Here is a 22,052-nt window from a genome sequence, read left to right as displayed (position 1 = left end):
TTATGACTTGGATGAGAAGTTGAACATTGTAAGCAAAGAAAAACTTTAATAACAAAAGATAATAAATGTTAAAAGCCATGGCTTCCCGCAAAGGGGCCATGGCTTATTTAACGTATTAGAAAAATGGTAACTGCAAAGTTAAAAAACTTGTCTTTGTAGTTACCATTTGAAAATTTTAATCTGTTTCAAAAATAACCGCTTGATACGGATTTAAAATTAAATTAGTAGCATCTTGAGCTAATTTGGTTTGACTGTTAAGTATAAGTGAGCCGATAGGAAGGGGGACTTTTTGACTTTCAGCAGACAAATTAACAAAAACACTAATTATTTGTTTTCTTAGTTGACGTTGATAGGCGATGACATCCTCAGGAGCCGGGAGTTCAATTAAGCTACCATCGATTAATGTTGACTGATAGTGTAGGTTATGCCGCAATTGTCCCATTGCTCGATAGAAGTTCAGCACAGATGTAGAATCTAAATTTTCATCTGATACGTTAATTTTTTGACGATCATTTCCCATTTCCAACCAAGGTTGAGTCTTCGAAAAACCGCCAAAGTTGGTATTATTCCATTGCATTGGAGTCCGCGCATTATCACGAGAACGATCATTTAAAAGTTCGAGTGCTTGTTGTGGCTGAAAGCCAACGTTGAGAGCCATTTGATAATTATTAATTGATGAAACATCATTAAATTCAGAAATTTTAGTTCGCTGAAAATTCTTCATGCCAATTTCTTGACCTTGGTAGATGAATGGAACTCCTGGTAAGAAATAATACATGGTTGCTAAAGCCTTGGCAGCTTGCGGAGTTTGCTCAGTTTTGTTACGAATTAGTTTTGATAATACGCGAGGCTGGTCGTGGTTTTCTAAGACATTGGCCGTCCAGCCACCAGCTTGTTTAATTGATTTTTGAGCTGAAAAGATAGTGGCTTTTAACTCCTTAATTGACCAATCAGTTTTACCACGATACCATTCGTCAACATTTTCAATATCAATATTCAGGTAACTGAAATCAAAAATCATCGAGAAATAGCCATCAGGGCCAATAAATTGTGGTAAATCATCAGCTGGAACACCATAGGCTTCCCCTACCGTAACAGCATCATATTTATCAAAAGTAGCAGCCTTTAACTCATCAAGAAACTTACTTAAGCCAGGTCGATTTTGCCCTTTTTTTGTTACAGCAACTAGACCATCATCACCATCTGATGGTAGACTAGCCCAATCAAGATCCTTTTTTAGGTGAGTAATTGCATCAATTCTGTAACCAGCAACTCCTTTATCGAGCCACCAATTAATCATTTGATAAATTGCTTGCCGCAATTTAGGATTTTCCCAATTTAGTTCCGGTTGTTGCGAAGCAAATGTGTGAAAATAGTAGGTTCCTGGTTCATTTGGAACTTCTGTCCAAGTGGAGCCGCCGAAAATACTGCGCCAGTTATTCGGAACTTTTCCATCGGTAGTTTTTTTGAAGATATAATATTTGCGATAAGGACTGCTCGAATCGGCCAAGGCTTGTTTGAACCAAGTATGTTGATCCGAGGTATGGTTGACAACTAAATCCATAATCAGTTTGATTCCTCTTTTTTTAGCTTCGACTAACAGTTGGTCGAAATCAGCCATAGTACCAAACTGAGGATCAATAGCTTGGTAATCGGAAATATCGTATCCCATGTCAACCATCGGTGATTGGTAGACGGGAGAAAGCCAAATCATGGTAACTCCCAGTGATTTTAGATAGTTTAAATGTTGAATGACTCCTTGTAGATCACCAATTCCGTCATTATTTGTATCTTGAAACGAACGTGGATAGACTTGATAGACAATTTCATTTTTCCACCAACGAGTATTTGTCATCTAAATAAACTCTCCTTTTTTCTATCTTAGATTTTTTCTTTAATTAATGAAACTGAAAGACTACCAATTAACATTAAAATTCCTGAGATTAAGATCATTGCGGGAAATTTGCTGCCAACTGCTGGGAAAATTGCAAACGAAGCGACCGAGGCAACAATTTGTGGTAAACAAATTGAACCATTGAATAGGCCAAGGTAAGTTCCCATATGTGAATAACCGTCAAGTGCATTGGTAACCATGATGAAAGGATAAGCCATCATGCCAGCCCATGAGATACCAATCAGGATAAATGAGAATAATAAACCAAATTGTGAATGAATGAAGAAAACTGAAATAAAACCAATTGCGCCTAAAAACAATGATAGGGTGTAGCCAATTTTATTTTTACCAGCCGGAATTCTTGATAAAACTAGTGACCAGATAACAGCAGCAACTGCATAAACGGCTGACAAAATTCCAAACCAGTTGGCACCTGCTTGATAGCCGGAACTAGCCGGATTGGAAGCATGATAGACTGTTGCTGCGACACTGCCGGCACCATAAGTCCATAGATATTGGAAAGCCATCCAACAGAAAAGCTGCGTTAAAGTAACAGTCCAAAAAGTCTTGGGTGCTTCTTTTAATAATTGCAGCATACTTTTGTTTTTTTCATTAGCGTTGTCTTCATTTAAAGCTACGCCATGATATTTTTTGTAAGTATCATCGTCATATTCATGAACTGAAAAGACAGAAATTAAGGAAAAGATTACTAAGATAACTGCACCGACATAAAAAGAAATTCGAACTGAGTCAGGAACTTGACCAGCAGTTGCCGTATTAGCAACACCAATAGCTGTCAAAAGATAAGGGAAAATGGTTGCTAAAACAGAACCGGTATTGGACAAAAAGCTTTGAATTGAATATGCATATGATTTTTGCTTTTCGTTGACCATATCACCAACAATCATCTTAAATGGCTGCATAGCAACATTTGAACTCAAATCCATAAACAAAATAGCGATTGCACCAAACCATAAGGCAGTTGAAGTTTTGAAACCAAAACTGCCTGAATTTGGTAATAAAAACATTACAATAACTGAGACTAAAGCACCAACTAGCAAGTAAGGCATTCGTCGACCAAAGCGTTTACTCCATGTTCGATCAGATAAATAGCCAACAATAGGTTGGACAACTATTCCTGCTAATGGGGGTAAAATAAAGAAGAAGCCAAGCTTTGTGGGGTCTGCACCAAGTGTTTGAAATATTCTTCCCATTTGAGAACTTTGTAAAGAAAACGCCATTTGAACTCCGAGAAAACCAAAACTTAACATCCAAATGGTGGATAATGGCAAATTAGGCAAAGTATTTTTATTTTTGTTTTCCATTGTATATACTCCTAAAATAAATAGTTGAAATCGATTTCATGAATAAATTGTAGCACGCTGCTTTTTCTTTGAAAACGCTTAAAAACATGTTAGCGTTAACAATATTTTTCGGCTAACAAAGTATAGTAAAATAATTTTGGAGGTGAGGCTTATGATAACATTGGCTGATGTTGCCAAAGAATCACATGTTTCAATGATGACAGTCTCAAGAGTGTTGCATCATCCTGAACAGGTTTCAGATGAAGTTAGACAAGCTGTTCAGCAAACTATTAACAAGTTAGGTTATAAGCCTAGTCGAGTTGGACAAGCCTTATCACAACAGCGTCAATTTGCGATTCGATTTCTAATTTTAGAAGATATTCAACAAGTCGATCCATACTATGCCAAACTATTGTTATATATTGCAGACTATTTGCGTGAAAAAGGTTATACACTGGAGATTAGTCATGATTTAACTGATCATTCTAGTCAAGTTGATGGAACCTTTGTTAGTGGTGCAAGACAACAAGACTTGCCATTATTAACCAAGTCATCTGACCCAATCGTATCTTATGGTCAGCTTGATAAAACGATTAAATATGTTGATATTGATAATTTTCAAGGAACCTATCAAATGACACACTATTTAGCAAAATGTGGTTACCAAAACTTGCTTTATTTTGGACTTGATTTAAGTGAGACATTTGCGATTTCGCGTGAAGAAGGGTATTTGCAAGCCATGACGGAATTAAATAAAACGCCAACTATTTTTCGAATCGATAATACTCAACAGACAGCAGCTAGCTTAATCAGGCAATTAATTATAGCTAAAAATAGTGCGATTCTTGCGGCAACTGATCGAATTGCAATTGGAGCTTTACAAGAACTTTTACACTTGGATATTAAGATACCTGATGACATTGGAGTAACTGGCTTTGATGGCGTATTTATTAATCAGATTTCTTTACAACACTTAACCACGGTACAGCAACCACTTAAAAAAATAGCTCAAGTAATGGTTGAACTGCTGTTAGGAATGATTGAAAAACGACCTGGAAAATCAACTTTAATTCCTCCACACTTATCAATTGCACAAACAACCCGAGCATTAGAAGAGAATTGAATCTAATGCGGTCATGAAAAAATGCTTTCAAAGTCTCGGTAGTATAGCTGTTAACTAGTTAACTAATTTTCACTTTTTAACAGTTGGCAAGACAAAGACATTTTAGAAGATTTTGTTTTGCCTCCTCAATAGAAAGTTCCAAGTCATCCAACATTTCAGCTTCAAGCTTTTCATTCTTCATGTAAAACATCTCCTAAGTGGAATATGGTTAAACCAATACAAATACATCTTTTTTCAACCTTTTTTTAATCAACACTTATTTTTAAGAATTGTGTAGGTTAGAGTGATAGATATTTGCTTGCATACTGTAAAATTCGATATTATCAATGCTTTTCCTGGCTAAACAATTGACGTCCGTACGTTATTGGTCGAGTTAGGTGTATTCTAAGATCGATTTTGCAAATTTAATGCAGTCTTTTTAGTAAAGTGTTACTTCTATAAGTTATCAAAAGTAAGAGTATAGAGTCTGAAATTTTAAAAGATATAAGATAACTACACCAAAAAACTTTCTTTCGCATAGCTTTCGGATTATTAATCCAAACTATGGGAAAGAAAGTTTTATATTATTAATATCATAATTTTGCGGGATGGTTATGTGGAAGTGCTATTCTTCATCATCAAATAATACTTTGATTTTTTTATTTGTTGAAATTGAGATCTTAGCACCGAAAAACGTATGTCCTAATTCAACTTCGCTACCTTTTAAAGTAATTATAATCACATCTGTAATATCGGTTGGATTAGTAACGCCAACCACATCTGAGTCTCCGACAAGTACATTACTATCTTGGTTAGTAGTAATTTCCCAATCATTAACGACTACATTTTTTGTTTTTATTGCCATAATATTACTCCTACTCTGGATGTTGTATAGTTATTTTATTGGTGAAGCTCAAAAGTTTAATTAAACAATGAAACATCCTAATGCTAGCAAAGAATAGATAAGTTGTAAATGAAATTTTTAATTAGTTGAAATAGTGCTGTTAAATTCCCAAACAGTTAACAAATTTTCTGAGAAGTAGATTATTAATAATCTGACTGCTTTGTGCCTTTTTTTATTTTGTATATATTTAAGCAATGAATTATAATTACTTTACCAATAAAAAAGGTGTAAGTTATTAAGAAAGAAGGCATGAATTATGCATATTGAATTTCCAAAATTATCCAAAGATGAACCAACGATTGGAAGAGGAAGCCAGATAAAAAATACAACTTTTGGACAGTGGGTTGAGCTAGGCGAGAATAATTTAGTTGATAATTGTGTGATTGGTGACTATAACTACACTGGACAATATTGTTTTATGCAAAATAGCGATTTAAAAAAATTTATTAGTATTGCTGCGCAAGTGAGGATTGGGCCTACTAATCATCCATATAATCGGGTTGCCCAGCATATTTTTGCTTATAATGGTGAAGCATATGGTTTTGCACAAAAAGATAGTGAATATTTGAAGACACGTAAACAAATTAGAACAACAATCGGAAATGATGTCTGGATTGGTCATGGTGCAATTATTCAAACCGGATTAACTGTTGGTGATGGAGCTGTAATTGGTTCAGGAGCTGTAGTTACACATGATGTTGAACCATATACGATTGTTGGTGGTGTTTCAGCAAAAGTAATTAAGAATCGATTCCCAGACGAGATAAAAACAGATTTAGAACAAATTGCATGGTGGGACTGGTCGAGACAAAAGTTGGAGGAATGTTATCTAGATTTTAGGTTACCAGTTGAGGAATTTGTAAAAAAACATTTGTCTTTGTAAAATTATAATTGGACACATTAAGAATGTTAGATGTTGATAATTGACGCAGAAAACTAAATTTGCATCAAAATTGTATAGGTGAAAAAAGGAGACTTCTTGATAAAAAGTGAAGTCTTCTTTTTATTTACAAATTCATTTATTACATTAATAAAGTATGATAAAATATGTTAAATAAAATATTGGGGGGATTATGCTGAATGGCTAAATATAGTGTGGGGTTAGATATTGGAATTTCTTCAGTTGGTTGGGCAATTATTGATATTGAGACAAAACAAATTGTGAATCTTGGAAGTAGAATTTTTCCATCTGGAAATGCGGCAGGAAATCAAGAAAGACGCGGTTTTCGTGGGATAAGACGATTGATTAGACGTCGCAAGAATAGATTAACAGATTTAAAGAAATTATTGGGAGAAACATTTTTCTCTGATTTAAAAAAAATTGATTCAAATGGTTATGAATATTATGATATCGATTTCCAAATTAACGCTAATCCTTATGAATTACGAGTTAAAGGAATAACGGAGAAACTATCTAAAAAAGAGTTAGCAGTTGTATTACATCATATCATTAAGCATCGTGGTATTTCTTATGACTTAGGAGATTTGGAAGATGATGGGACAAGCGGAGTTAGCGATTATAAAAATTCAATCAATATTAATAGACAATTACTTCGTGAAAAAACGGTTGGTCAAATTCAGTTAGAAAGACTCATTGAGTTTAACCAGGTCCATGGACAAGTTAAAAAGGCTGAAGATGTTTCATTGTTGAATGTTTTTCCATCTTCTGCATATCGTGATGAAGCAAATAAAATCATGATTAAGCAACAAGAATTTTATTCTGAAATTACGAATTCATTCATGGAACAAGTGGATCAATTAGTTAGCCGCAAAAGAGATTATTTTATTGGACCAGGTAATGAGAAATCACGTACTGATTATGGAATATATAAAAGTGATGGACGAACATTAGATAATTTGTTTGCTGAACTCATTGGAACGGATAAGATTAATGGTGAAAAAAGAGCATCAGCATCAAGTTTGACTGCACAGGTTTACAATTTATTAAATGATTTAAATAATTTGCATGTTTCTAATACAGAAGATGGCAAATTAACAACAAGCACAAAAAAAGAAATAATCAAAGCAGCTAAAACTACAGATGGAGTTTTTGGAATATCCCAAATTTGTAAAATTATTGGTTGCAAAAAAGAGGAAATTACTGGATTTAGACAAGATAAGTCTGAAAAAAAAGTTATTCATACATTAGCAGGATATCGAAAAATTAGGAAAGCTTTGGCAACTATAAATATTGAGGCGAATGAGTTAAATCCAACTGTTTTTGACCAAATTGCCGATATTTTAACTCTTAATACGGAAAAAGCAGAAATCCGAAAACAGTTAGACAAAGTCCAGTTAGATATAACTGATGAGATGAAAGAACTAGTTATTGATAAGAATAAAGATTTTTTAGTAGATGGGCGAGCTACATGGCATAGTTTTTCCTATCAAACATTAAACATGCTTATTCCTGAATTATTGAATACTAGTGAAGAGCAAATGACAATATTAACTCGGATGGGGTTAATGAAATCAGATAATGAGAAATACCGCGGATTGAAAAAGATACCTGCTGAAAAAATTGCATCAGAAATATTTAATCCGGTTGTTGCAAAGTCAACAAGAGAAGCAATCAAAGTTTTCAATGCAATATCTAAAGAGATAGGAAAAAATAATATTGAGCATGTTGTTATTGAATTGCCTCGTGATGATAATGAAGAAGATGAAAAAAGGAAAATTCAAAAGCTACAAAAAGCTAATGAGACTGAAAAAGAGGCTGCTGATAATCTAGTAAAGCATAAACTAGGAATTTCGGATTCAGCATTAATTGCACATTACCGTAAGTTTAAAGGACTTTCGCAAAAGGTTAGGTATTGGTATCAACAAGAAACTTATTGTCCATATTGTGGGAAAATAATCGAAGCAACACAACTAATTAATAATAACGATAATTTTGAAGTTGATCATATTATTCCAATTTCCGTTAGTTATGATGATTCACAAAATAATAAAGTGCTAGTTCATAGCCAATGTAATCAAGCTAAAGAAAAACAAACTCCTTTGGGTTGGATAAATAATGGTGGTGGTTTTGGTCAAAGCAAGAATGAATATACTAATAGGGTTAAAAATAATAAGAAGTATTCAAAAAACAAAGTTGATAATTTGTTAAATGAGACAGATCTTACTGATATTATTACGCAACGTAGTTTTATTCAGAGAAATCTTAATGATACGAGATATGCTGCACGGACAGTATTAGATGAGTTTTATTCATTTTTTAAATCAAATGATTTACCGACAAAGGTCAAAGTTGTACGTGGAAAATGGACTTCTCAAATGCGAAGAAAATGGAATAATGTTGGGGGACTAAGGAAAACTCGTGATACACATCATCACCATGCGATTGATGCCAGCATTATTGCAAGTTTCCCACTATTGAGAGCTTTCGATAGAGCGATAAAATTGATTGATGTCGATAAAGAAACTGGAGAAATAGTACAATATGGGAAGGCCTCTTTAAATGGGGACGTAATCGAGGAAAAATCAGTGATTCAGGCACCTATTATAAAAAACGAGAAGTTCGAAAAACTTGTTGATGAAATCTATAATTTTCCGTTATTTAAACAAGTTGAGCTGGCAAATAATATTGAAAATCCAGAAAATCCGGTGAAATTTAGTCATCATGTCGATAAAAAAGCAAATCGGACAGTTGCTAATCAAACAATTTATAGTACACGTATTAAAAAAACTGAAAAAATAGTTCGTAAAAAGGTAACGGCTAAAGAAGAAGAGTATGTTATCGGAACTATTAAAGATATTTATGATGTAACTAACTTTGAAAAATTCAAAAAACTTTATGATGAATCTTCTAAAAAAGATGATATCAAATTTTTAATGCAGAAAAATGATCCAAAAACATGGGAGAAATTAGTTGAAATCATGAATACCTACCCAGATTATGAAGAAATTAGTCAGTTAGATGGGAAAGTTAAGCGGGTTAAAGTTTCGCCATTTAAACTTTATTTTCGTGAAAATGGCTTCATTACTAAATATGCTAAACACAATAATGGCCCGAAAGTAGTAAGCATAAAGTATTATGATTCAAAACTTGGAAATCATATTGATATAACACCAGTTAATGCTAATAATAAGGTAATCTTACAGAGCTTGAAACCTTGGAGAACTGATGTTTATTATAATAATGAAACACAACAATATGAACTGCTTGGTTTAAAATATTCTGATTTAAAGTTCACAAAAGGTGTTTATGGAATTACTCGAGAAGCGTATGAAAAGCTTAAGTATGGCTATACAGACGGTGTACCTGCTTGGAAACCAATCAGCAAAGAGAGTGAATTCAAGTTTAGTTTGTATAGAAATGATCGTGTAAGAATTATTAATGAAGCCGGTGAAAAAATAGATCTCCTATTTGGTTCTAGAAATGAAACATCAGAAGGATACGTTGAAATGAAGCCAATTTTTAAGACGAATTTTGATGATGCAGAGGAAGCTAGTTTTTATGGAAAGACATCAAATAAGAGATTAATCAAGAAAATGGCTAGAAAAGGGTACCAAATTTATAAGGTGAATACTGATATCTTAGGTAATCTATACTATACCGCGAAAGAATCGAATGAACCTAAATTAGATTTATAGAAAAAAATATTTTTAAATAGTTGTAAAAGTATAATAATGATGTTAAACTATCAATGTAGTCGACGGACTGCTGCACTCGACGGAGTGTATTGTTCAATCGTTTTATTGATAGGAAAATGATTGAGAATCTACAAAGATAAGGCTTTATGCCGAAATGACTGCCTTTATGGCAGTTTTTTTGTATACAAAAATTTATAATACTGAAAGGAGACATAATGACTTGGAGAAATATCATGGTTAAAGATGGTGATTATTTAAGATTGAAATTAGATAATCTACAAATTGAAAAGGCAGGACAAAAATATATAGTACCGCTCTCGGATATTGCTACTGTTACGTTGGAAGGAAAAATATTGACGTTAACAACTAGATTATTAGCGAAATTTGCACAGTACAATATCGCAGTAATTGTGTGTGATAATAAATACGTGCCGTGCGGAGTTTATATGGGATTTGGTCAATATCATCGAACTGCCAAAAGAAATCTTGAACAAATTTCATGGGATGAAGTTTTGCGAAAAGAAGCATGGACAAGAATTATTAGTCAGAAGATGATCAATCAGAAGGATGTATTAATCGCTTGTAATCTTGAAAAAGAACGAATCAACAAGATGGAAGAGTTAATTGCTAATATTCAGTTTGCCGATATAACTAATCGTGAGGGGCACTGTGCCAAAGTATATTTTAACAGTTTATACGGGCAAGATTTTACACGTGAACAAGATTGTCTTCAAAATGATGCAATGAACTACGGTTACACAATTATTCGTGCATACATGGCGCGTTTGGTTACCAGTCTGGGATTAATACCAACACTTGGAGTCTTTCATCGTAATGAGTTTAATTCATTTAATTTAGTTGATGATTTAATGGAACCCTTTCGTCCATTAATGGATTGGTACATTGTAGATAAACTTTTGCCAAAATATAAAAAGTATCTTAGTTGGGAGATGCGCTGTGATTTGATAAACTTTATGAATCAATCATACAGCCATAAAGGTCGAAAGACGACGATCGATATAGTGATGCTTGATTATGTGAATTCTTTTATTAAATTAATGCAGTATGGTAGAGATAAAGAATTATTGGCGATAACATTGGAGGGAATGAGAGGTGTACAATAAATTGCGATTAATGTGTTTTTTTGATCTGCCAATGGTTTCAAAGACAGAGTTGCGTCATTATCGGATATTTCGAAAACGACTTATTGAACTAGGATTTATAATGATACAAGAGTCTGTATATGTCCGCACATTACCCAATAGAAGTCAATTGAGTAAATATGAAGAGCAACTTAAAAGAGTAACTCCAGAAAATGGGTTGGTTGAATTAATGTATGTCTCTGAAAAGCAATTTGAAGAACGAAGGTTTTTGACGGGAGAAAAATCTCCGCAAGAAGTCGTTATTGGGAATAACAAAATGGTGATTATATGAAGATTGAAATTGAAGACAACCAGTTTATTGAGTTTGATGAGTCTCAAAGGTTATTTTTCTATGGTCATAATCAAAAATTGGCACATGAATTGGTGCGCAGCTTAAAGCGATTTAGTAACAAAAAGAATTTGAATGAGCTAGAAGAGTTGGTATATGGTGAAAATGGAATAGAAATATATCGTGACGAGCAATTACTTAAGCCTGGATCAATTGATATTCATTTTCTACAAGATAGTTCTTCCATTTATAATGAAGTTAGTTTTGATAAGCTAAGTTTGATGACAGATTTTCTTTCTGCAATGTCTGAAAATGTTGAAATAAATAGGGAATTGTCAAAGATTGAAGATCATTTATTAAAAATCGAACTTATATTTAATGAAAAACTGGGTAAGATATCAGATAATATTTCTTCAAATGTTGCAGAGCTAACATACGCTGAGCTAATGAAAAATAACATGTTTTTATCATATGTTGATCAAAGTCATGAATTTCCTTTGGAGATGATGGATGCTAATGAATTGATAGATGAATACCTACTTTTGCTGAAAGATAAATTAGCGAGAGATTTGAAAGAGACATGGGTAGTTTTAATTAATATAGCGAGTTTTCTTTCTTTGGAAAGCTCACAAGTTTTAATAGATGGATTGACTAAGATGGCTGATGATACGGGTTTACTTCACATATTTATAGTTGGTGAAGAGTCACTCAACTTAAATTATGACTTAGAAGATATTCCAAATACAGTGATTTTAACGAATGAAGTATGCCAAATGCCAGAGTTTGAAAATTTTAAGAGTAGCGTCATGAATCATTATCCAGCAACGTTAAGGATGACGGATGAAGAACTCTGCAGCGCTTTTTTTGAAATTATATCTTGCATCGGTAATGATATCAATGCCACTGGAAAATCATATGAATATATAGTATTGTTAAAAGTAATTAATGATATTTTGGGGTTTAGCAGTTTGAAATTCAATTCCCAAGTAAAAGAATTAACAGATGCTGAGCGAGCCTATTTGGAATCTTAGGATTGACGAATTTATAAGAATGTTCAAGGCCAGCCTCCTGCAAAGTAGATTCGAGTATTTCTTGATTTGAGGTTTTTGTACTCTCAACATTTTCCTATCAGTAAAACTTGATGATGGAAATAATCTATATGTTGTTAGTTTTTGTACTCTCAACATTTTCCTATCAGTAAAACAATGGGTTAGACTTAATCCAAGTCTCAGGTGTTTTTGTACTCTCAACATTTTCCTATCAGTAAAACCTACTAATTATATGTCTACGACAGACCCTAGTTTTTGTACTCTCAACATTTTCCTATCAGTAAAACTTAACTCTTTAACATAAACATCATCATACTGTTTTTGTACTCTCAACATTTTCCTATCAGTAAAACCACTTATATTTTTGGCTTCATTAATAACTTGTTTTTGTACTCTCAACATTTTCCTATCAGTAAAACTGATGTTGTTTGGTCGTTTCTCCAGTTTGTGTTTTTGTACTCTCAACATTTTCCTATCAGTAAAACATATCCATAATTTTAAGCATGAGATAATATGTTTTTGTACTCTCAACATTTTCCTATCAGTAAAACTGTGGTATACATTTTTGAAGGATAATGAGTGTTTTTGTACTCTCAACATTTTCCTATCAGTAAAACCTTCAAGATATATTCAGTTTCTCTTGACACGTTTTTGTACTCTCAACATTTTCCTATCAGTAAAACTCAGATGCCGTTCAAAAATTTAATAGTACCGTTTTTGTACTCTCAACATTTTCCTATCAGTAAAACAGTGACTTCATTTGTTTTTAGTGCGTGTCGGTTTTTGTACTCTCAACATTTTCCTATCAGTAAAACTAAAAGCTCAAATTTCCATTCTATCAGCCAGTTTTTGTACTCTCAACATTTTCCTATCAGTAAAACATGCTGCTGTTTTAGATGATTCTTTTGACCGTTTTTGTACTCTCAACATTTTCCTATCAGTAAAACGCTTTTAAGCAAAACTCCACCCGACCAATTGTTTTTGTACTCTCAACATTTTCCTATCAGTAAAACAAAAAGATGTTAATAATTATATTGCAGTCCGTTTTTGTACTCTCAACATTTTCCTATCAGTAAAACTGGGAATATTGTTTCAGCCAAGACAGTTTAGTTTTTGTACTCTCAACATTTTCCTATCAGTAAAACATGAGAACCTTAAAATCTGATGACGTGTGTGTTTTTGTACTCTCAACATTTTCCTATCAGTAAAACACACAGCAGATTATCCCGACACCAATCCTAGTTTTTGTACTCTCAACATTTTCCTATCAGTAAAACATAACTGCTTGTCTAACTTGATTTGTTTATGTTTTTGTACTCTCAACATTTTCCTATCAGTAAAACAGCATACGAAGCTTTAGTTCCCGTTTTAAAGTTTTTGTACTCTCAACATTTTCCTATCAGTAAAACTAAAACATGATAGTATTAATGTTACCATAAGTTTTTGTACTCTCAACATTTTCCTATCAGTAAAACGTAATAAAGCAAGTCGTTCTCTTTATGTCTGTTTTTGTACTCTCAACATTTTCCTATCAGTAAAACTTGAGAATATGTTAGTCAACTTTAACTTATGTTTTTGTACTCTCAACATTTTCCTATCAGTAAAACACAGAATTGATGATTTGAACAGTAGGTATAGTTTTTGTACTCTCAACATTTTCCTATCAGTAAAACTGGTAATCCTATTTCAATTGCAGCTGCAGAGTTTTTGTACTCTCAACATTTTCCTATCAGTAAAACCGAATGAATAGTATATACACTTCCGTCGCTAGTTTTTGTACTCTCAACATTTTCCTATCAGTAAAACTTTTGGAAGGACATATGCACCACGTGGACTGTTTTTGTACTCTCAACATTTTCCTATCAGTAAAACCTGCTTTGGCAATTTGCGTCTTTTCATCTTGTTTTTGTACTCTCAACATTTTCCTATCAGTAAAACATTTTTAACTTCATTTAGATCATAGCTGTAGTTTTTGTACTCTCAACATTTTCCTATCAGTAAAACTCGTAAAATGATAGTATGCCAAGTTGGATAGTTTTTGTACTCTCAACATTTTCCTATCAGTAAAACCAATTTTGACCTCATTTTGGTCCATTGCTCGTTTTTGTACTCTCAACATTTTCCTATCAGTAAAACAAAATAATGGCTTCATTTATTTTACAGGTAGTTTTTGTACTCTCAACATTTTCCTATCAGTAAAACGAAAAGAGGGCAATTCGAATTCACTTTATGGTTTTTGTACTCTCAACATTTTCCTATCAGTAAAACGGTTCAAAGAAGAATGGATTGATAAGCTCGGTTTTTGTACTCTCAACATTTTCCTATCAGTAAAACATGATAAAAATAATGGTGAGCTTTTGAGTGGTTTTTGTACTCTCAACATTTTCCTATCAGTAAAACATTGCCAACTTGTAGAATTGCGGTTCAGTGGTTTTTGTACTCTCAACATTTTCCTATCAGTAAAACAGGGTCTATAGGAATATAAGAATAGAAAAATCATACGGTATCCATAACATCTTCTTTTCGCCTTATCAGTTCATAGGTGTCACGGGCAATCATCAATTCTTCATTTGTAGGAATAACTAGTAATCGAGCTTTACTGTTGTAATTAGCAAAATCAAATGGAGCTTCTTGATTTTTATTATTAGCTGAATTAATACCAATTCCTAGACAAGTTAATTTTTGGCAAATCAATTTTCGAATATAGCAATCATTTTCCCCAATGCCTCCAGTGAATACAAGTGCATCAGCACCCCCCAATTCTAACCAATATGCTCCAAGATAATCACAAATTTTTTTGACAAACATATTAATTGCTAGTTTGGCTTGATGATTATCTTCTATATGTGCCTCAATTTTTCGAATATCTGAACTAATACCTGATATGCCAAGTAAACCAGATTTTTTATTTAAAGTTTCCATACAATCATCGATACTGGAGAATGCTTGGTTTTTAATTAAAAAGGCTAATGCAGAAGGATCGATATCACCACAACGTGTTCCCATCAATAATCCAGTTAAAGGAGAAAAGCCCATAGAAATATCAATACTTTTACCATACCTAATTGCGGCAATTGATGCACCTGATCCTAGATGAAGGGTAATTAACTTTAAACTTGATAAGGAATACCCAAGTAAGGAGGCTGCTTGTTGTGCAACAAAACGATGGCTAGTACCATGTGCCCCATATTTTCTGATGTGATAATCGCGATAGAAATCTAAGGGCAAGGCATACAAATAATTTTCAGGAGGTAAATCACTAAAAAAGGATGTATCAAAGACTGCAACTTGTGGGCAATCCGGTAGTAGGTTCATTGCATCTTGAATTCCTGCTATATTTGCAGGATTGTGCAAAGGCGCTAAATCATGAATGCTTTGTAGCTGTATAAGCATATCTGGAGTTAATGTAATAGACTTTTTGAATATTTCTCCCCCAGCAACAATTCGATGGCCGATTCCCACAATCTCTTTAGGATTTTTGATGACATTATATTTTTTTAGTAATGAAATTACGAGAGCTACAGGTGTTGATTTCATAGTATATGTGTATGGAATTGGTTCGCTACCAGGTAAGCTGATAATCATGTTTGTGCTAACTGGATTCGAGTAATCAATGAGTATTCTTGCGAGGCAAGTTTCAGTAGGCATGGAAAATAGGCTGATTTTTAGCGAAGAACTTCCAGAATTAATTGACAAAATTTTTTCCATAAGATCACTTCTTTTTTATGTGTTTTATTTCACAATATAGACTAACATCAAATCAAAAAAAGTCAATTATATTTTTGACCAATAGTGTCTGTGGTTTATAGGTAATTATTGAGGAATATTGTGGATGTTTGGAGTTATAAGTTATTTTTTTGTATAAGTGTTGAATTTCACAATATAAAAGAGTAGGATATCCTTGTAATATATTTAGTGATTTATTTCACAATTATTTTTTATTTAAGGAGGATTTTCGCATGACAATGACAAAGAAAATGAAAAAGACGGTATCTCCTGAAGAAAAAGCAGAGCACTATGAACAAGCTGAAGTATATACAAAAAATTTGGTTGAAAGGGCTTTAATTGCTGAGGAGTTGTATTCGACGTATTCGCAAGCCGAAGTTGACCGAATTGTTGCAGCAGCAGCACTTGCTGGTTCTGAAGCGGCACTAGAATTAGCACATGAAGCAGTTATTGAGACAAAAAGAGGAGTCGTTGAAGACAAAGACACAAAAAATCGTTTTGCAACTGAAAATATTTACAATTTAATAAAAAATGAAAAAACAGTTGGTGTGATAAATGAGGATAAAGTTGCGGGACAAGTTAGAATTGCCGCACCACTTGGAGTCTTAGCCGGAATTGTACCAACTACTAATCCTACATCAACGACGATGTTCAAAACTTTAATGGCATTAAAAACACGGAATGTTATCATTTTCGCTTTTCATCCACAAGCACAAAAATGTTCAGCACATGCAGCCAAAATATTGTATGATGCTGCAGTTGCTGCAGGGGCACCCAAAGATATCGTCCAATGGATTGAAGTTCCTAGCTTGGATAACACAACAGCTTTAATTCGTAATTCAAAAATTGCCTCGATACTGGCAACAGGTGGGCCAGGGATGGTGAATGCGGCTTTGAAATCAGGGAATCCTTCTATGGGGGTTGGCGCAGGTAATGGAGCAATTTTTGTTGATCATACAGCTGATTTAGATCGAGCAGTGGAAGATTTATTGTTATCAAAGCGTTTTGATAATGGAATGATTTGTGCAACTGAAAACTCGGTTGTTGTTGAAGAAGCTATATATACCCAATGGTTAGAGAAGATGGAAAATAAGGGAGCTTATGTTGTTCCTAAAAAGGATTACCAAAAGGTTGCTGATTTTGTTTTTAATGATAACCATGGTGTGAATGGTCCTGTGGCGGGTAAATCGGCTTCATGGATTGCTAAAGAAGCGGGGATTTCTTTACCTAATGATAAAGATGTTATGTTATTTGAACTTGATGCCAAAAACATTGGAGAAAAATTATCATCTGAGAAATTATCACCACTTCTTTCAGTTTACAAGGCACATACCCGCCAAGAAGGGATAAAAATTGTGACCGCTTTATTAGATTATCAAGGAGCTGGTCATAATGCAGCTATCCAAATTGGCTCGCAGTCAGATCCATTCATTACTGAATATGCAAAACAGACAAAGGCGGCTCGGATTTTGGTAAATCAACCGGATTCAATTGGTGGAATTGGCGATATTTATACTGATGCATTACGGCCTAGTCTGACGCTTGGCACTGGTTCATGGGGGAAAAACTCATTGTCGCATAATTTATCAACAAATGATTTATTGAATATTAAAACTGTTGCAAAGCGGCGAAATCGCCCACAGTGGGTACGTTTGCCAGAAAAAATTTACTATGAAAAAAATGCTATCTCGTATTTGCAAGATGAGGTTGAGGATATAAAACGAGTATTTATTGTGGCCGACCCAGGAATGGTTAAATTCGGATTTGTTGATAAAATCTATGAACAACTTGCATTACGTGAAAAAATGGTTAAAAGCTCTATTTACGGGACTGTAAAACCCGATCCGACACTTGGGCAAACAATTGAAATTGCAAAACAAATGGGACAATTTAAGCCAGATACGATTATTGCACTTGGAGGAGGCTCCGCACTAGATGCTGCCAAAATCGCACGATTTATTTATGAGTATTCACTTGATCAACCAGATGGATTTTTAGATAGCTATGAAAAGGTTAGTGAATTGTTTACACGTTTACAACAAAAATTCATAGATATTAGAAAAAGAATTGTCAAATTTCATCATCAATTAAATACCCAACTAATAACAATTCCAACGACATCTGGAACAGGCTCGGAAGTTACTCCTTATGCGGTTATTACGGATGACAAAACGCATGTGAAATATCCGTTGACTGATTATGAATTAACACCACAGATTGCAATTGTGGATCCAGAATTTGTGATGACCGTTCCGCAAAGAACTGTTGCATGGTCAGGATTAGATACGTTATCACATGCACTTGAATCTTACGTTTCAGTAATGGCTTCGGATTTCACTCGCCCATGGTCATTACAGGCAATCAAATTAGTTTTTGAGAACTTAGCATTATCATACAAATTTGATTCAAAAAATCCAACAAGAGCTGGAGAAAAAGCCCGAGAGAATATGCATTATGCAGCTTGTTTAGCGGGAATGGCTTTTGCCAATGCATTTTTAGGTATAAATCACTCACTGGCGCACAAAACAGGAGGAGAATTCGGATTACCTCATGGGTTAGCAATTTCTATTGCAATGCAGCATGTGATTCGCTTTAATGGTGTTGTTGGTAAGGTCAAAAGAACACCATTTCCACGATATGAAGTCTATCGTGGGCAAAGAGATTACGCTGAAATTGCACGTTTTATTGGCTTAGAGGGTAATAACGATGCGCAACTAGTTGAAGCTCTTTGTAAGAAAATAAATGAACTGATGAATGAAGTAGAAGTAAAGCCTACACTATCTGCTAATGGTGTTACAAAGGAGAACTTCGAAAAATCACTTGGAAAATTAATTGATTTGGTCTACAACGATCAATGTACCCCAGCTAATCCTAGACAGCCAAGTTTAGAAGAAATAAAACAATTATTAGAAGATCAATTTTAGTAGGGACTAGTTATTCAACTCTGTAATCAAAAGCATTAAAAATAACACTCTTAAGGCCAAAGTGGTCAAAAAGGGTGTTATTTTTTAGTGCAGATAAGTAAATTTAATTGACGCTCGTATACTGTGATTGGTACTAATCAGTAATTCGAGTATGAGGCATAGTCTAGTCAGAAGAATTTAGTTCACTATTTATTAATTTAAGAAATTCTTCTTGCTCCGATGTAAAAAAATGATTTTTGCGGTACGCGATACTTGCAATTAGTCGAGGCTGAAATTTGTCTAATAATGGGATACTTACAATGTCGGGGTGAGTGTTTTGGACAACTTCAGATAGAATTGTGATGCCAACATTTTGGGAGACCATATCCATTAAAAAGCCGACATTGTTTGTTTCAAGTACAACATTTAGATTTATTTTGTTGGAACTCGATAGAATTTGTGAGACTCTCAAATGTACAAAGTTTTGGTTTAATAGTACAAAGTTTTCATCTTTTAAGGCAGAAAAATAAATTCCTTTTTTTTGAGCTAAAGGATGTTTTTTTGATACAAAAATATGAAAGTTACTTGAAGCAAAGTTCTCAATAATTAAATCGTTGCTTTCACTTTCTGCCAATTTGTCAATATCTAAAGAACCAATTAATGCAGCATCAATTTTTCCACCTTTCAACGATTTTCTTAGACTGTTAGATCCTGCTTCATAAATTTTTATGTGATTTAATAATCCTTTTGTATTTAGTTTTTCTGCTAGCTTATAAAAATAAGTATTTTCAATAACTGAAGCTAATCCAAGCTTAAAAGTTTTTGTATTTAAACGGCTGATTTCTTTTTTTGCGGCTTCAAATTCATTTAGGATTGTAACAGAATGTTGAAAAAGTTGTTCACCAGCAGGAGTAATAATAATCTCTTTGCGGGCTGATTCACGAATCATTAATTTTGCATTAAATAAGGTTTCAAGTCGCTTAATAGAGTTACTAATAGCAGGTTGACTAACACTATAGAATTTTGCAACCTTGGAGAAATTTTTTAGTACATATAATTTTTTAAAGTACTCAATATCTTGAATATTCATTTTTTAAAATCTCTTTTCAATAACTTATAGTTATGAGTTTTGCTAAATTTGATTATACACTTACTAATAATATATCCTATAAGATGTTTTTTTCATAGTTATTAAAGTGGAGAATACTTAAAACAAATTTTGGTTTAATGAGGGAGAAAAAATGGTAGTAGTAGAAGAGTTGTCGACAATCGTTGGAAGAAAACATGTAATTACGAACAAAGCAAAGTCGCTACGTTTTCGTAAAGGCTATCGCTCTGGACAAGGAGATGCCTTAGCAGTAGTATTTCCAGGAACCTTGGTGGAGTTGTGGCATGTATTAGAAGTTCTACACAAAAATAATATCATTATTATTATGCAAGCTTCCAATACAAGTTTAACAGAAGGATCAATCCCGACAGATCACGGATATGATCGAGAGGTTGTAGTTATTAGTGGTCGAAGAATTAAGAGTCTCCAATTAATTAATCATGGGGAGCAAGTTTTAGCATTTCCTGGAACTACCTTGTTTAAGTTAGAAAATGCATTAAAACCTATAAATCGCGAGCCACATTCTGTAATTGGTTCATCAACATTAGGTGCCTCAGTAGTTGGAGGGATTAGTAATAATTCTGGTGGTGCGCTGATTCGTAGAGGCCCTGCATATACCGAACTATCTTTGTATGCGCGTATTGATGAAAATGACGAATTACATTTGGTTAATCATCTAGGAATTGACCTTGGAGCAACACCTGAAGAGATTTTAAAAAATTTGGAGCAACGTAATTTTGATGTTGATGCAGTAAAAAAAGCAGATCATTATGGCCACATTCCTAACTATCAAGCACGAGTGCGCGATGTTGAAGCAGATACTCCGGCAAGATATAATGCAGATCCACATCAATTATATGAAGTGTCTGGTTCAGCAGGGAAGGTAGCAACTTTTGCAGTACGGTTAGATACCTTTCCTAAAGACGGGGAATCCCAAGTGTTTTATATTGGAACAAATAATCCTAACGTACTTGAAGATCTTCGCCGTCATATCATGAAAAATTTTGCTAATCTTCCAGTTTCCGGAGAATATATGCATAGTGAAGCATATACATTGGCTAAGAAGTATGGCAAGGACTCATTGATAGTTATTGATAAATTGGGAACAGACTTTCTTCCTTATTTATTTGCATTAAAAGCAACGGCAGAAAGAATATTGGATCATCTGATTGTCTTCAAACCGTACTTTCCAGATCGAGTTTTACAAAAAGTAGGGATGCTGTTCCCTAACCAATTGCCAAAAAGGCTTGAGGAATTTCATGATAAATATGAACATTATTTGATTTTAAAAATGGCTGGTGATGGCATAGAAGAAGCTCGTAAATATCTAGGAGAATATTTCAAAGAAGCTAAAGGCGGCTATTTTGAAGCAAGTGCAAAGGAAACAAAAAGAGCTGAGTTGCATCGATATGTAACAGCAGGTATCGCGATTCGCTATCAAGAGGTTTTTCAAGATACAATCACAGATATTTTACCTCTTGATATTGCTTTACGTCGTAATGAATATGATTGGTTTGAAAAACTTCCAAAAGAAATTGAAGACAAGATTGAACATAAATTGTACTACGGGCATTTTTTGGACCATGTGATGCATCAAGATTATATTTTGAAACCAGGTGTTGACCCGCATGAATTAAAAGAGGAAATGTTGAAATTGTTGGATAAACGTGGAGCAATTTATCCTGCTGAACATAATGTAGGTCATCTATATAAGGCAGCTCCTACTTTAGTAGCCCATTATAAGAAAAATGATCCCACAAATAGTTTTAATCCAGGTGTGGGTAAAACTAATATGCACAAATATTGGGGAGAATATTAATTTTTCTTCAACATATAATTATTATTTATTAACAAATTTGATTTATAGTAGTATACTATAAATCGTACGAAGTACACACACACACTTTTATGCTCTATATACCCTAATGCTAGCACACGGCATTAGGTTTTTTTATTTTTTTAATTGCACAACATATAAATTTAGTTTTTATTAATCGATAAATTATCGAATGAATAAGAAATTAGTTATTTGATA

At 33.7% G+C, this 22,052-nt stretch carries 13 protein-coding genes and 1 CRISPR repeat array; of the genes, 8 read left to right on the top strand and 5 right to left on the bottom strand.

The genetic code is table 11. From position 1 onward, the window contains the following. Positions 1-175: 175 nt before the first annotated feature. Both FC80_RS02210 and FC80_RS02205 read right to left on the bottom strand, forming a co-directional pair. The gene (locus FC80_RS02210; RefSeq protein WP_057828519.1) at positions 176-1,855 is read right to left on the bottom strand and encodes a glycoside hydrolase family 13 protein; all 1,680 of its coding nucleotides are present in this window, start codon (positions 1,853-1,855) and stop codon (positions 176-178) included. Between the two features lie 26 nt (positions 1,856-1,881). After that, complete coding sequence (locus FC80_RS02205) at positions 1,882-3,219, bottom strand: SLC45 family MFS transporter (protein WP_057828518.1); 1,338 nt, start codon at positions 3,217-3,219, stop codon at positions 1,882-1,884. A 151-nt stretch (positions 3,220-3,370) separates the two neighbouring features. Here FC80_RS02205 and FC80_RS02200 point away from each other — a divergent pair, with 151 nt between their 5' ends. Beyond that, complete coding sequence (locus FC80_RS02200) at positions 3,371-4,321, top strand: LacI family DNA-binding transcriptional regulator (RefSeq protein ID WP_057828517.1); 951 nt, start codon at positions 3,371-3,373, stop codon at positions 4,319-4,321. A gap of 604 nt (positions 4,322-4,925) precedes the next feature. On the opposite strand, the gene FC80_RS02195 is transcribed toward FC80_RS02200, so the two are convergent. Next, positions 4,926-5,165 (bottom strand): hypothetical protein, encoded by a 240-nt coding sequence (locus FC80_RS02195; RefSeq protein ID WP_057828516.1) that lies wholly within the window; start codon positions 5,163-5,165, stop codon positions 4,926-4,928. A 295-nt stretch (positions 5,166-5,460) separates the two neighbouring features. Here FC80_RS02195 and FC80_RS02190 point away from each other — a divergent pair, with 295 nt between their 5' ends. The 5 genes from FC80_RS02190 (at position 5,461) to FC80_RS02170 (ending at position 12,262) form a co-directional block, all read left to right on the top strand. Next, positions 5,461-6,087 (top strand): DapH/DapD/GlmU-related protein, encoded by a 627-nt coding sequence (locus tag FC80_RS02190; protein WP_057828515.1) that lies wholly within the window; start codon positions 5,461-5,463, stop codon positions 6,085-6,087. A 197-nt stretch (positions 6,088-6,284) separates the two neighbouring features. Next, positions 6,285-9,800 carry a type II CRISPR RNA-guided endonuclease Cas9 gene (gene cas9, locus FC80_RS02185; protein WP_057828514.1) on the top strand — a complete coding sequence of 1,172 codons (3,516 nt, stop codon included), beginning with the start codon at positions 6,285-6,287 and terminating at the stop codon, positions 9,798-9,800. Positions 9,801-10,033: 233 nt separating this feature from the next. Then, positions 10,034-10,924: a type II CRISPR-associated endonuclease Cas1 gene (cas1, locus tag FC80_RS02180; protein ID WP_235807221.1), complete on the top strand. Its 891-nt coding sequence runs from the start codon at positions 10,034-10,036 to the stop codon at positions 10,922-10,924. 10 nt (positions 10,925-10,934) lie between these two features. Further along, complete coding sequence (gene cas2, locus FC80_RS02175; RefSeq protein ID WP_057828696.1) at positions 10,935-11,234, top strand: CRISPR-associated endonuclease Cas2; 300 nt, start codon at positions 10,935-10,937, stop codon at positions 11,232-11,234. After that, positions 11,231-12,262, top strand: a complete 1,032-nt coding sequence (locus FC80_RS02170) for a P-loop NTPase family protein (protein ID WP_057828512.1) — start codon at positions 11,231-11,233, stop codon at positions 12,260-12,262. The genes cas2 and FC80_RS02170 overlap by 4 nt, the downstream gene beginning before the upstream one ends. A gap of 71 nt (positions 12,263-12,333) precedes the next feature. Next, a CRISPR array of direct repeats spans positions 12,334-14,746; the repeat unit is 36 nt; unit sequence GTTTTTGTACTCTCAACATTTTCCTATCAGTAAAAC. A 30-nt stretch (positions 14,747-14,776) separates the two neighbouring features. On the opposite strand, the gene FC80_RS02165 is transcribed toward FC80_RS02170, so the two are convergent. After that, positions 14,777-15,988 carry an acetate/propionate family kinase gene (locus FC80_RS02165; protein ID WP_057828511.1) on the bottom strand — a complete coding sequence of 404 codons (1,212 nt, stop codon included), beginning with the start codon at positions 15,986-15,988 and terminating at the stop codon, positions 14,777-14,779. A 269-nt stretch (positions 15,989-16,257) separates the two neighbouring features. Here FC80_RS02165 and adhE point away from each other — a divergent pair, with 269 nt between their 5' ends. After that, on the top strand, positions 16,258-18,930 hold the full coding sequence (gene adhE, locus FC80_RS02160; RefSeq protein WP_235807227.1) for a bifunctional acetaldehyde-CoA/alcohol dehydrogenase: 2,673 nt from the start codon (positions 16,258-16,260) through the stop codon (positions 18,928-18,930). A 163-nt stretch (positions 18,931-19,093) separates the two neighbouring features. On the opposite strand, the gene FC80_RS02155 is transcribed toward adhE, so the two are convergent. Then, positions 19,094-19,999 (bottom strand): LysR family transcriptional regulator, encoded by a 906-nt coding sequence (locus FC80_RS02155; RefSeq protein WP_057828509.1) that lies wholly within the window; start codon positions 19,997-19,999, stop codon positions 19,094-19,096. A gap of 151 nt (positions 20,000-20,150) precedes the next feature. Between FC80_RS02155 and dld the strand changes: the two genes are divergently transcribed. After that, positions 20,151-21,836 carry a D-lactate dehydrogenase gene (gene dld / locus FC80_RS02150; RefSeq protein WP_057828508.1) on the top strand — a complete coding sequence of 562 codons (1,686 nt, stop codon included), beginning with the start codon at positions 20,151-20,153 and terminating at the stop codon, positions 21,834-21,836. Positions 21,837-22,052 lie beyond the last annotated feature (216 nt).

Source organism: Liquorilactobacillus cacaonum DSM 21116, from assembly GCF_001436735.1.
Lineage (GTDB): Bacteria > Bacillota > Bacilli > Lactobacillales > Lactobacillaceae > Liquorilactobacillus > Liquorilactobacillus cacaonum.
This window is presented reverse-complemented; position numbering and strand designations above follow the sequence as displayed.